The sequence below is a fragment of the Myxococcales bacterium genome, assembly GCA_016717005.1.
In the GTDB taxonomy this organism is placed as follows: domain Bacteria; phylum Myxococcota_A; class Polyangia; order Haliangiales; family Haliangiaceae; genus UBA2376.
In genome coordinates this window covers 585,806-598,918 of sequence record JADJUF010000039.1, presented here as the reverse complement: position 1 = coordinate 598,918, position 13,113 = coordinate 585,806, and the positions used below count along the sequence as shown (strand labels likewise).

The 13,113-nt window shown below is 75.4% G+C and carries 8 protein-coding genes; 3 read left to right on the top strand and 5 right to left on the bottom strand.

Annotation, left to right across the window (positions count from 1 at the left end; genetic code table 11):
- The 3 genes from IPL61_33545 to IPL61_33535 are packed head-to-tail and all read right to left on the bottom strand — an operon-like array spanning position 1 to position 3,475.
- Positions 1-744: an ABC transporter ATP-binding protein gene (locus IPL61_33545; GenBank protein MBK9036115.1), complete on the bottom strand. Its 744-nt coding sequence runs from the start codon at positions 742-744 to the stop codon at positions 1-3.
- Complete coding sequence (locus IPL61_33540; protein MBK9036114.1) at positions 726-2,048, bottom strand: hypothetical protein; 1,323 nt, start codon at positions 2,046-2,048, stop codon at positions 726-728. Before IPL61_33540 ends, IPL61_33545 begins: the two co-directional genes overlap by 19 nt.
- On the bottom strand, positions 2,045-3,475 hold the full coding sequence (locus IPL61_33535) for a DUF4139 domain-containing protein (protein MBK9036113.1): 1,431 nt from the start codon (positions 3,473-3,475) through the stop codon (positions 2,045-2,047). The genes IPL61_33540 and IPL61_33535 overlap by 4 nt, the downstream gene beginning before the upstream one ends.
- A gap of 80 nt (positions 3,476-3,555) precedes the next feature.
- On the opposite strand from IPL61_33535, the gene IPL61_33530 reads away from it, so the two are divergent.
- Positions 3,556-7,470: a hypothetical protein gene (locus IPL61_33530; protein ID MBK9036112.1), complete on the top strand. Its 3,915-nt coding sequence runs from the start codon at positions 3,556-3,558 to the stop codon at positions 7,468-7,470.
- A gap of 62 nt (positions 7,471-7,532) precedes the next feature.
- Here IPL61_33530 and queF read toward each other — a convergent pair whose 3' ends face one another.
- Complete coding sequence (gene queF / locus IPL61_33525) at positions 7,533-7,883, bottom strand: NADPH-dependent 7-cyano-7-deazaguanine reductase QueF (GenBank protein ID MBK9036111.1); 351 nt, start codon at positions 7,881-7,883, stop codon at positions 7,533-7,535.
- 488 nt (positions 7,884-8,371) lie between these two features.
- On the opposite strand from queF, the gene IPL61_33520 reads away from it, so the two are divergent.
- Entirely contained in the window at positions 8,372-9,322 is a 951-nt protein-coding gene (locus IPL61_33520; GenBank protein ID MBK9036110.1) for a DUF3829 domain-containing protein, read from the top strand.
- Positions 9,323-9,966: 644 nt separating this feature from the next.
- Here IPL61_33520 and IPL61_33515 read toward each other — a convergent pair.
- Positions 9,967-10,392 carry a hypothetical protein gene (locus IPL61_33515; GenBank protein ID MBK9036109.1) on the bottom strand — a complete coding sequence of 142 codons (426 nt, stop codon included), beginning with the start codon at positions 10,390-10,392 and terminating at the stop codon, positions 9,967-9,969.
- Between the two features lie 154 nt (positions 10,393-10,546).
- On the opposite strand from IPL61_33515, the gene hrpB reads away from it, so the two are divergent.
- A complete protein-coding gene (gene hrpB / locus IPL61_33510) occupies positions 10,547-13,075 on the top strand; it encodes an ATP-dependent helicase HrpB (protein ID MBK9036108.1) in 2,529 nt (842 codons plus the stop codon).
- The last annotated feature ends 38 nt before the right edge of the window (positions 13,076-13,113 follow it).

The window sequence follows — 13,113 nt, the reverse complement described above, 5'->3', positions numbered from 1 at the left end:
TCAGGCCACGCCGCGGTCGGCGACCAGGCCGACGTAGAGCTCCTCGAGCGCGCCCGGCCCCGCGGCCACGCGCGCGCGCAGCTCGTCGCCGGCCAGGTCGGTGACGAGCTTGCCCTGGTCCATGATCAGCACGCGCGACGCCATGCGCTCGGCCACGTCGAGCAGGTGGGTCGACATGACGATCGCGGCGCCGCGCGCGGCGGCGGCGGTCAGGCACACGCGCGCGCGTCGGGCCGCGTGCGGGTCGAGGCCGTTGAGGGTCTCGTCGAGCAGCACCACCGCCGGCTCGGCGACCAGCGCCGCGGCCAGGCCGACCCGCTGGCGCATGCCGAACGACAGCTCGCGGCACGGCCGATCGGCCACCGCCGCCAGCCCCAGCTCGTCGAGCAGCGCCCGCTCGGCGGCGCGATCGTCGGCGCCGCGCACGGTCGCCACCATCGCGACGTGCTCGGCCACGGTGAAGTACTCGTAGAGCGATGGCGGCTGGTCGGCCAGCCCGAGCTTGCGCTTGGCCGCCAGCGGATCGAGCGCGAGGTCGGTGCCGGCGATCGAGATCTCGCCCTGGGTCGGGCGCAGGCCGCCGGCGATCGCGAGCAGCGCGGTGCTCTTGCCGGCGCCGTTGGGGCCCAGCAGCGCCACCATGCTCCCCGCGGTCACCGTCAGCCCGAGGTCGTCGACGGCGATCCGGCGGCCGTAGTGGACGGTGAGGTGCTGGACCTCGAGCGCTACGACTGGCTCTTGCATAGATCGATGTTCCACTTGTACGAGACCCGGTAGACGATCTTGGCCTGGCCGCGGGCCGGCACGACCGTGCGGAGGCTGACCAGCTGCTCGCCCTGCTTGCCGATGTCGGCGGTCGAGAAGTACACGAGCTGCCAGCACCGGCCGCGGTACATGTGCTCGCGGGCCTCGAGCGTGACCGCCTGGGCGCCGGCGTTGTCGAACTCGAGCGTGTACTCCTCGATCAGCCGCTCGCGCGCGTGGTCGAGCTCGAACATCGACTGGGTCCGCCGCCCGGTCACCTCGGTCGAGCGGCCGATCGCGATCGCGACGGTGCGCGCGGCGCCGTCGGCCGGCGGCAGCAGCTGGCCCTCGCCGCGCCACGCGAGCTGACCGTCGGCGTCGAGCCCGAACATCCGGATCGGCCCCGACGGCAGCGGCGCCGCGCTGACCTGGGCCAGCGCCAGGCTGACGCTGACCTCGACCTGGGGCGACCACCGCTCGACGCCGAACCGCGGATCGTCGTTGGGGCGCATGCCGAGGCCGTCGAGGCGCGTGCCGACCGGGTCGTAGACCAGGATCGGCTGCAGCGGGATGGCGCGGTTGGTCAGCCCCAGATCGAGGCGCTGGGGGCCGGGCCCGATCGCGAGCGCGCGGCCGACCGGCAGGATCGCGCGGTCGCGGGGCAGGGCGGCGCCGGGCTCGGTCGGCAGCGGCGCGTCGAGCAGGCCGACGTCGGCCCGCCGCCACCGTCGGCCGGTGCGGTTGTCGAGGCGCAGCGCGCCGTGCAGGCGCCCGCGGCCGGCGCCCTCGTCGACGAGCGTGTAGCCGGCGGCCCAGCTGAGCGCCGGCGTGCGGTAGCGGATCGCGACGGTGATCGTGCGGTCGCGGGCCGGGCTGGTCACCGCGATCGCCGGCGTCGGCCCCTCGAGCTGCGCGGCGCTGGCGATCACGACGCCGTCGGCGGTCGCGACCGCGACCCGCCCGTCGGGCTCGACCCCGAGCCGGCGCCCAGCGACGGTCCGGGCCCCGATCCGCGCGACCACGGCGTCGCCGGCGTGGGGCTGGGTCCAGCTCCAGGTCGTGACCGCGGCGTCGACGCCCTCGACCTCGAGCCCGTCGCGGGCGATCGCGGTGGTGGTCAGCGCGATCGTGCCCCGGCCGGCGCCGTCGAGCGCGACCGGCACGCGCTCCTCGATCAGCGCGCCGTCACGGTAGAGCGTGATCAGCGCGTCGCCGCCGCCGGCGCCCGCGCGCGGGGCGGCGCGGCCCAGGCACCCGGCCGCGAGCCCCAGGGCCACGCCCGCCAGCGGCAGCCGCCGGTTCACCACTCGTACTGCACGGTGAAGGTGACCGACCTCGACGCGCCGGCCGGCACCTTGAGCCGGTACTCCTGGGCGCGGTCGTCGGCGCGCGTGCCCTTCACGCTCTCGCGCAGGATCTTCCAGTGGTGCCAGCGGTACATGTACTCGCGCACGACCACGTCGGCGGCGCTGGCGCCGTCGTTGGTCACGGTCACCTCGATGTCCTCGCGCATCGACCGGCCGCTGCCGTCGGGCTGGCACTGGACCTGGGTGCGCTCGCCCGAGATCGTGCCGACGTCGCCGCCGCCGACGCTGACGCGCACGACCCCGGTGGTCGCGCTGGCGCGCAGCTCGTCGGTGCCGATCACGGTCAGCTCGTGGCCGCTGCGGCGCAAGAGCCGGACCCGGCCGCTCGGCAGCGGCACGCCGACGTCGATCTCGAGGTACTCGCCGGTGCGCGGGTTGAGCGGGACGTAGGCGCCGCAGTCGGAGGTCGGGCTGGCGTTGTCGGCGCCGGCGCCCTCGGCCAGCGCCTCGAACACCAGCGCCTTCCGGGGCTTGATGCCGGTCTTCTTCGGCGCCAGCTCGACCTGGACCGCCTGGCCCGAGCGCAGCGCGACCTTGCCGGGGATCTTCCACGCGCGGGGCTTGGTCGAGCTGGGGCGGCCCGGGGCCAGGCCCAGCGACGCGAACAGGCCGTCGCCGCCGCCGGCGGTCAGCGTGAGGTCGACGTCGGCGAAGTCGGCGCCGGTGTCGTTGGTGATCGTCGCCCACGCGGTCAGATCGAGCGTGCCGTCGTCGGCCAGCACCGCGGAGTAGTCGGGCTGCCACCCGAGCGCGTCGGCGCGGTAGCTCACGACCACGTCGTGGCGCCCGGCCCGGGCCGCGGTGAGGCGCCACTCGAGCGTCGGCTCCTGATCGATCGCCGCGGCCGCCAGCTTGATCGCCAGGATCTGGGGCCCGCGCGGGACGATGTGGGCGGCGCGATCGCCGGTGTCGATCACGAGCGCGTCGGGCGCCAGCGCCCGCAGCGTGCCGGTCAGCTCGCCCGACGCCAGCGTGATCGTGATCGGCTTGCCGACCTGCCGCAGCAGCAGCGCCTCGGGGTTGACCAGGTCGTTGATCAGGCGCTGCTCGACGACGCGGGTGCCGCTCGGATCGGTCGTGCTCCGGAACTCGACCGTGGCGGCGTCGAGCGTCGCGGCCACGCCCGGGAACCGCAGCGTGCCGTCGGCGCCGATCTCGACCTGGCGCTCCTGGGTCACGTAGCCGCTGGCCGCGCCGCCGCCGCCGCCGTAGGACTCACCGCCGAAGCTGGGATCGGCGGCGCGCTTGATGTTGATCACGGTCGTGCGATCGCGGCCGCCAGCGACGGCCTGGCCGCCGATCGCCAGCGCGAGGGCGGCGCCGCTGGCCATCACGAGCACGCGACCCGGGAGCGGAGAGGTCATCGGCGGCAGTGTACCAGTCCGGTTCGCGGTGGGCCGCTGCCGCTGGCGAATGCGCGACCGCCACCGGTATAGTGCCGCCCGTGGTCCTGGCTCCCGCCCTCACGGCCCTGCGTGGCGTCTCGCCCTATGGCGAGGCCGAGCGCGGCGCGTTGCTCGGCCGAGACGCCGAGCGCGACGAGCTGGTGCGCGCGATCACCAGCGACAGCTTCCGCGCCGGGCTGCTGTACGGCGAGGCCGGGGTCGGCAAGACCTCGCTCCTGCACGCGGCGGTGATCCCGGAGCTGCGCGAGCAGGGCGTGGCGGTGGTCGTGGCCGACGATCCGGCCGCGCCGGCCGACGCCCTGGCCCGGGCCATGGCCGAGGCGGGCCCGCGCACGACCCCGGGCGAGGCGGCGTCGGCGTACCTGGCGCGGGTGGTCGCGGGGCTGGCGCCGGGGCAGCTGGCGCTGTTCGTGATCGACGACGTCGACGACGTGATCACCCACGGCGGCGAGGCGGTCGTCACCGAGCTCAACGAGGTCTACGCGCGCGTGGTCGGTCGGTCCGGCGGGCGCGCGCGGTTCGTGTTCGCGTGCGCCAGCGCGCGGGTCCACGTGCTCGATCTGCTCGAGCGCCGCACCGGCTCGCTGTTCCCGCCGACCGCGCGCTTCGAGCTGGGGCGGTTCACGACGGCGATCGCCAGCGACGTGCTCGGCCGGGTCCTCGCCGACGCCGGCGTCCCGGTCGAGGCCGGGCTGGTCGAGGCCGTGGCCGCGGCGCTCCACCGCGACCGCGGGGTCCTGCCGGCCGAGCTGCAGCTGCTCGCGTGCGCGCTGCGCGACCAGCGGATCTCGTCGCCGGCCGCGCTGCGCAAGCTCGGCGGCGTCAGCGAGCTGGTCCGGACGTGGCTCGGCGGCGCGGCCCGCGCCGGCGGCGATCCCCGCACCGGCCTGCGCGTGCTCGGCGAGCTGACCGCGGGGCCGGTGGCGGCGGCGACCATCGCCGAGCGCCTCGCGCTGGCGCCGGCGACCGTCGACGGCTGCCTGCGCGGCGTGGCCGAGCGCGGCGCCGCGGTCGCGATCGGCGATCGGTGGCAGCTCGCGCACGAGGTGCTGATCGCGCCGGTGCGCGACCTGACCGCGGTCGAGCGGGCGCTGGCCCGGCGCGGCCACGAGCTGCTCGGCAAGAAGGCCGAGGCCGGCGCCCGCCTGCGCGCCGCTGAGCTGTGGGCGATCTACCGCGAGGGCATCGCGCCGACGACGGCCGGCGAGCGCGCGGTGCTGGCGCGCTCGCGCCGGTTCTTCCGCAACGTCGGCATCGCCGCCGCGGCGGCGCCGGTGGCGCTGCTGATCGCCCTGTGGGCCGCGCAGCGCGGCCACGCCTACCTCGACGTCGACACCCGCGCCGGCGGTGACCGCGTGGTCGTGCGGGCCGGGCGCCCGGGCCTCGCGGCGTTCGACTGGCTGCCGAGCTCGCCCGGCTTCGGCGACGTGATCGCCGATCCGGGCCTGTCGCGCGCGATGATCGCGCCCGAGGCCTGGGGCCGGCTGCGCGACCGCGACGTGGTCGCCAGCCTCGGCGGCTGGGGCGGCTCGCTCGACGACGTGCTCGAGCCGCGCCTGGCCGCGCTCCTGGCCTACGCCGCCACCGGCGACGCGGCCCGGTTCGAGGCCGTCGCCAAGCTGGCCGCCACCGACGACGAGCTGGCCGAGCTGCTGACCGCGGTCGCGCCGATCGCCCGCGGCGCCGACGCCGAGGTCCGGGTCGTCGAGGCGGCGCTGGCCAAGCCGTCGCCGGCGCTGCGCCAGGCGGCGATCACCGTCGCGGGCGCGGCCGCGCTGCGCCAGGACGGCGCCTACCGCGAGATGCTGGTCCGGGCGCTGTCGGCCGCCGACCCCGAGCAGCGGCGGATCGTGATCACCGCGGTGCGGCGGTTGCCGGCGCCGGCGGCGCGCGCGCTGTTCGACGCGGCGCTCGGCCGCGATCCCGAGCCGGCGGTGCGGCGCGAGCTGTTGCTCGAGATCGCCGGCGCGCCGACCGACGAGGTCGAGCCGTCGGTCGACGACGCGGCCGCGATCCTGGCCGATCCCGACGCCGGCGCCGCGCTGCGCGATCGGGCCAAGGCCCAGCTCCGCCGCGCGATCCGCGGCGAGCGCGCGGTCGCGGCCGACGCGGCGCTGGCGGCGTCGAAGGTCTGGAGCGACGAGGCCGCGACCACCGACGTGCGGGTGTTCGCGATCAAGCTCGTGCTCGAGGAGTTCGACATCGGCACCGGCGGCGCGCCGACGCTGGCGCCCGCGGCCAAGGCCGCGCTGGCGGCCCGGGCCGAGGCGGTGCGGGCCGCGGTGGTGCCGCTGTACGCGCGCGCGGCGCCGGCCGAGGCCGCGCCCGAGATCCAGCGCCTCGCGGGCGAGCGGCTCAGCCGCACGATGCGGGTCGCGGTGACGCTGGGGTGGGGTGAGCTCGCGCGCGCCCACGTCGCCGCGGCGGCGCCGGCGCTCGAGCGCCTGCTCAAGGACGAGTCGTTCGAGGTGCGCGCGGCGGCGGCCGAGGCCTCGGGCTTCCTCGGGCGCCCGGCCCAGGAGGCGCTGATCAAGCTGGTCAAGAACGACCGGCTCGAGGTCGCGGTCGGTGCGTGCCGCGGCCTGGCCAACACCGCCGCGGTCGGCGCGTCCGCCAACGTGGCGATCGACGGCATCGCCCAGCTGTGGAAGCGCAAGGGCCGGTCGCGGCGCGAGGCCGCGACCGTGTTCGCCGAGATGGCGCGGCGGCAACCGGGCCCGGTCATGAACTACCTCGTCGCCGCGGCGCGCACGCCCGAGGATCCGGCGCTGCACCCGATCGGCACCGCGGGCCTGTGCGTGGCGGCCACCGCCGGCAACGCCGAGGCTCGGCGCCAGCTGCTCAAGGTCGCCGACGATCCGTCGGCCGAGGTGCGGCGGATGGTGATCGCGTGCGCCGCCGACGGCCCCCAGCCCGGGGCCAGCGGCATCGCCGCCGCGACCCGCCTGGTCCGCGATCCGGACGCGTCGATCCGGGTCGAGGCGGCGCGGGTGCTGGCCCAGGCCGTCGCGCGCGGCGGCAAGGTGTCGGCCGGCGTCGGCGACAGCCTGGTCGCGTTGATCGGCGATGGCGATCGCGACGTCCGCGCGGTGGCGATCCGCGCGATCGCGGGGCTGGCGACCGAGGCGCCCAAGACCGCCGGCGCCGCGCTGATCAAGGCGTTCGCCACCGGCGACGAGTCGGAGCGGCTGCTGCTGCTGCGCACCGGCCGCGCGATCGGCACGACCGAGCTGGTCGAGCAGGCCATCGCCGACTCGTCACCGCTGGTGCGGGTCGAGGCGGTCGACACCGCGCTGGCGACCGGCGTCCGGGTGTCGGCGACCGTGGCGGCGGCGCTGGCCGACGCCGATCCGCAGGTCCGCCGGGCGGTGCTCGATCGCCTCGGCGGCAGCCAGGACAAGCTCGACGCCGCCGAGCTCGATCGCGCGCTGGCGCTGGCCGTGCGCGATCCCGATCCCGAGCTGCGCCAGCTCGCGCTGACGACGCTGGCGCGGGTCGCGCCCAAGGACGCGGTCGTGGCCCGGCTCGGCCGGGCGCTGGGCGCGCGGGCCGAGCGCGCGCGCGCCCAGGCGGCGGCGGCGGCGATCGGCCTGGTCGAGCGCGACGCGCCGGCGGCGGTCAAGCTGCTCACCCCGCTGCTCGCGGATCCCTCGCACGACGTGCGGGTCGCGCTGATCGGGTCGCTGGGCGCGGCCTACGCCGTCGTCAACTCGCCCGAGCAGCTCGCGCAGCTGCTGGCGCGGGCCGAGACCAACTCGATGCGCCGGCTGGCCGCGGCCGCGGCGTTCGTGATGCTGGCCCGCACCGAGGCCGGCCGGGCGGCGGCGACGGTGGCGCTGGGCAAGGTCGCCGAGCGCGGGCCGGTGATGGCGCGCCGCACCGCCAACCTGGCGCTGGGCCTGGTCAAGGCCAACGCCGACGGCATCGCGTTCCTCGAGCAGCTGGTCCCGTGACCGCGGCCGCGCGGCGCCGTGCCACGGCGCCGTGACGGTGACCGCGCGGCGCGCGCGGTGCGCTATGGCGCCGTGACGGTGACCGTCGTCGTGATGCCGCCGCGGACCCAGAACTTGCCGGTCACGGTGATCGAGCGCGGCGCGATCGCGGCGACGATGTCGTCGCAGATCTGGTTGGTCACGGCCTCGTGGAACGCGCCCTGATCGCGGAAGCTCCACAGGTACAGCTTCAGCGCCTTGAGCTCGACGCACAGCTGGTCGGGCGTGTACGCGATCGTGATGGTCGCGAAGTCGGGCTGGCCGGTGAGCGGGCACAGGCACGTGAACTCCGGACACTCGAAGTGGATCACGTAGCCGCGGCTCGGGCGCGGGTTGGGGAAGGTCTCGAGCGTGGTGCTCGGGCGGGTGGTCATCGCGGCGTGTCTAGCCCAGATCCGCGGCGGCCGCCATCGCCGCCGAAAAGACCGCGGGCTCGCCGAAGCGAGCCCGCGTAGCTAGTGCGCACGGATCCGGCAGCGGACCCGCTTGCTCTTGCAGACGGACGGACGGCCAGCTACGGCCGTCCCTCCTCAGAGCGACGTTTGGTACTCGGCATGTCTTTCGTTCCTCCCCTGGCATAGGCCAGAGCCCGGCGGACGGCCCGCAGGCAAGCGGCTCCCGTGGCCGGGCCTTCGTGATGGGCGCTTCGGCCCGTTTCGAAGCCCACCCAGCTCACTCGCGCGATGGCGAAGGCCGGTGTTCTCGGCGACATGATCGCAAGAAGATCGTAGGGCATCTCGGTGCGGTTGGCCAGTGTTCCTCGCGGCCCCCCATGATCGGGAGCACTCCCGGAGGTGGCAACGTGCGAACCATGGCGGCACGGCGTCCCACGGCCATCCGGGTTCGGGCGAGGATGCCGCCCATGCGTACCACCCGCGTCCTGGGGCCCCTCGTGCTCGCGCTGTCCGTGCTCATCGCCGGCGTCGGTGTCGCCCACGCCAAGCCCGATCCGAAGCAGGCCAAGATCAACGTCTACGTCGACATCCTCAACAACTGGTCGTCGTACGTCTACAAGCAGCGCAGCGACTACGCCGCGTGGGTCGACCTGACCAAGGGCCCCGACTGCAAGGCCAGCAAGGCCCGCGGTCCCAGCGCGATCGGCGACACCGCGAAGACCACCACCTTCCCCGGCTACCTGAAGGCGCTCAAGAAGGGCCCGAAGCTCGCCGTCGACGCGGCCGCCACCAAGATGGTGACGACGCTGATCGCGCTGTGGCAGCCGACGTCGGAGGCCAGCGAGTACTACTTCAAGCGCCAGTGGAAGGACGACGACTGCAAGCGCGGCCTCGAGCTGCACGCCACGCTGACCGCGCTGTGGGACGAGTACGCGGCGGCCGATCGCGACGTCCGCGGGTTCGTCGTCGCCTTCAACGACGAGCGCGAGGTCAAGCAACTCGCCACGACGACGAAGAAGTACGGCAAGAAGCTCCGCTACCACTACGAGCGCACGATCATCGACGGCAAGCTCCTGATCCGCGCGATCGACCTTGCGATGGAGGCCACGCCGATCGACGGCGCCGCGATCGACGCGCAGCTCGCGGCGTTCGTCGAGGTCTTCGAGAGCGCGACCGCGCTGGTCGAGGGCAACCGCACCAACCGCAAGATCTACGACGTGCTCTACCAGGGCGGCTACACCCAGTTCCTGACGCGGGCCGGCTGGTACCGCGACGCGGTGCAGCGCCTCACCGCCAAGATCGCCGACCCCAAGGCCAAGCCCGAGGCCATCGCCAAGGAGCACGAGGCCGCGATCAAGGCCTACAACTCGATGATCGACGGCGCCAACGCCGTGCGCCTGACCGCGTCGATCAAGTAGCCGCGGATCGGCGGAGCCCTCCAACCGTGGAGACCCCAGCCCCTGCCTGGGCCCCGGCGCATGCCGGGGCAGGAGCTTTCAGCTCCGGCGCGCCGTCCCGGCAAGCCGACCCGCGCAGCACGCTCCGGGCCGTTTTCATTCGCCGTGCCACCGCGGATCGGCGGAGCCCTCCAACCGTGGAGACCCCAGCCCCTGCCTGGGCCCCGGCGCATGCCGGGGGAGGAGCTGGCGCGCCCCCCCCGAGGCGAAGCACGACCCGCGCAGCACGCTCCGGGCCGTTTTCATTCGCCGTGCCACCGCGGATCGGCGGCGACCACCAAGCGTGGAGACCCCAGCCCCTGCCTGGGCCCCGGCGCATGCCGGGGCAGGAGCTTTCAAAGCTCCGGCGCGCCGTCCCGAGGCGAAGCACGACCCGCGCAGCACGCTCCGGGCCGTTTTCATTCGCCGTGCCACCGCGGATCGGCGGAGCCCTCCAACCGTGGAGACCCCAGCCCCTGCCAGGGCCCCGGCGCATGCCGGGGCAGGAGCTGCCCCCGAGGCGAAGCACGACCCGCGCAGCACGCTCCGGGCCGTTTCAGGAGGGGGCCCCGGCGCATGCCGGGGGAGGAGCTTTTCGAAAGCTCCTCTCAGTAAGCTCCTCTCTATCAAAACGTGAAGATCTGGTCGGCCTTGGGCATCGACGGCGCCTTGGGCGCCGCCTGCTCCGCCTTCTTGATGATCGGAGGCGGCGGGTCGACGGCGAACCGCGCGGCGGCCGAGGTCATCGGGGCCGGGCGGGGCGCGGGGCGCATCGGCGCTGCCGCGGGGCGCATCGGCGCGGGCTGCGGACGGGCGGCGGGGGCCGCGCTGGGCTGGGCCCGCCCGAGGCGATCGCTGCCGACGGTCGAGTTGCTCGCGAGGCCAGCGGCGCTCGCTGAGACCACCCCACCCGCGTCCTCACCGAGGAAGTCGCCGACCCGGCTCTCCACGAACTGGCTCATCGAGATCCCGCTGGTCTCACAGAATGACTTCAGGCGCTCATAGGTCGAACGGCTGACACTGATGCTCCGCCGGGTCTGCTTCTTCGCCATATTGATTCCTTACGCTACCAGTAGGGTACCGTCAAGGACGAGCTACTATAGGTAGGTACCCGCCCTGTAACGAGGTTTACCTCCCGGGTCTGACATCGAAGCGATCAATTCGATCAGGTCGGGGAGGCGCACAGGTGGGGTAGGCTGCGCCGCCATGCCCCTGGCTCCCCTGCCGATCGACGTCGTCCTGCCCGACCTGGTCGAGGCGGTCCGCGACCGCGGCGCGGCGGTCCTGGTGGCCCCGCCGGGCGCGGGCAAGACCACCCGGGTCCCCGGGGCGTTGCTGGATGCTGGGCTGGCCGGCGCCGGGGACGTGGTGGTGCTCGAGCCGCGCCGCCTGGCGACCCGGCTCGCGGCCAACCGGGTGGCGTTCGAGCGCGGCGGCCGGCCGGGCGACGAGGTCGGCTACGAGGTGCGGTTCGATCGCAAGGTCAGCGGCGCGACCCGGATCCGGTTCGTCACCGAGGGCGTGCTGACCCGTCGGCTCCTGGCCGACCCCGAGCTGCGCGGGACGGGCGTCGTCATCCTGGATGAGCTGCACGAGCGCCACCTCGCCGGCGACCTGGCGCTGGCGCTGCTGGAGCGGCTGCGGCGGACCCGGCGGCCGGACCTCAAGATCGTGGCGATGTCGGCGACGCTCGACCCAGGCCCGATCGCCGCGTTCCTCGACGCGCCGCAGGTGGTGTCCGAGGGCCGGGCGTTCCCCGTCGACGTCGAGTACCTGGCGGCGCCCGACGACCGGCCGCTGGGCAAGCAGCTCGCGAGCGCGATCCGCCGCATGTGCCAGGACGGCCTGACCGGCGACGTGCTGGTGTTCCTCCCCGGCGCCGGGGAGATCCGACGGGCCGGCGAGGACCTGGCCGACGTGGCCGGGACCTTCGACCTGATGATCGTGCCGCTCTACGGCGACCTGCCCAGCGACGAGCAAGACCGCGCGATCGCGCCGGCGCCGCGGCGCAAGGTCATCCTGGCGACCAACGTCGCCGAGACCTCGGTGACCATCGACGGCGTGGTGGCGGTGATCGACGCCGGCACCGCCCGGGTCGCGCGGCACTCGCCGTGGTCGGGGCTGCCGAGCCTGGTCGTCGAGCCGATCTCACAGGCCAGCGCGATCCAGCGGGCCGGCCGCGCCGGCCGCACCCGGCCCGGCCGCGCGCTGCGCCTCTATACCAGGCACGACTTCGACACCCGGCGGGCGCGGGAGGCGCCGGAGATCGCCCGTGCCGACCTGGCCGAGGCCGCGCTCGAGCTGCACGCCGCCGGGTTCGCGCGCCTGGCCGACGTGCCCTGGTTCGAGGCGCCGCCGGCGGTGGCCGCGGCCGCGGCGGACGAGCTCCTGCAGCGGCTCGGCGCGATCGACGGGGCCGGCGCGCTGACGGCGGTGGGCGAGCGCATGCTGCGGTTCCCGGCCCACCCGCGCCAGGCCCGCGTGCTGATCGAGGCCGAGGCCCGCGGCGTCGAGCGCGAGGGGGCGATCGTCGCGGCGCTGCTGGGCGCGCGCGAGCTGCGGCTCGAGAAGCGCGGGCCCCGGGCCATGGCGCGCATCGCCGCCGACAGCGATCTGATCGAGGACCTCGACGCGCTCCTGGGCGCGCGCGCCGATCGCATGCGGCCTGGCGCGCTGCGCGACGCCGGCCTCGACGTCGCCACGGCCCAGGCGGTCGATCGCGCGGCGCAGCAGCTCGAGCGCCTGACCCGCCGCGGCGGCCGGCGTCCACCCGACGACGCCGCCGTCGACGAAGCGCTGCTGTACGCGATCCTGGCCGGCTACCCCGATCGGGTCGCGCGCCGGCGCGGCCGGTCGGCCGACGTGGTGTTCGCGGGCGGCGGCGCCGGCACGCTGGCGCCGTCGTCGGTGCTGTCGACCGCCGCGGGCGCCGAGTTCGTGGTCGCGGTCGACGCGAGCGAGACCGGCAAGACCCAGGTCAGCGTGCGTCGGGCCAGCCGGATCGAGCCGCTGTGGCTGCTCGACCTCGACCCCGAGCGCGTGGTCGACACCGACGAGCTGGTCTGGAACCGCGCGGCCGAGCGGGTCGAGCGCGCCCAGCGCACCAGCTACGGCGGCGTGATCCTCGACGAGCGCGTCGACCCGGCCGCGGCCCGGCGCGATCCGCGCGCGGCGGCGGTCCTCGCGCGCGAGGCCGTGGCGGCCGGGATCGAGCGGTTCGTCGACGCCGACGCGCTCGCGGCCTGGCGCGCGCGCCTGACCTTCGCCGCCGCCCACCTGCCCGAGCTGGCGCCGCCCGACGACGCCGCGCTGACCGCGGCGCTGGCGCGGGCGTGCGAGGGCATGGCGTCGTTCGCCGAGCTGCGCAAGGCCAACCTGTTGCAGCTGCTCGACGCCGACCTCGCGCCGCTGCGCGCGCAGCTCGATCGGATCGCGCCGACCCACGCCGAGCTGCCGCGCCGCCGGCGGGTGCAGATCCACTACGAGCTCGATCGCGCGCCGTGGATCGCGTCGCGGCTGCAGGACTTCTTCGGCGCGCCGCGCGGGCCGATGGTCGCCGGCGGCCGGGTCGCGCTGGTGCTGCACCTGCTCGCGCCCAACCAGCGGCCGGTGCAGGTGACGCAGGACCTGCCGGGCTTCTGGCAGCGCCACTACCCCGACCTGCGCCGCCAGCTCATGCGCCGCTATCCCCGGCACGCGTGGCCCGAGGATCCGATGGTGTTCCTCAAGGACTGACGTCCGCGGGCGACCGGCCACGCCCGCGGCGGGGCGAG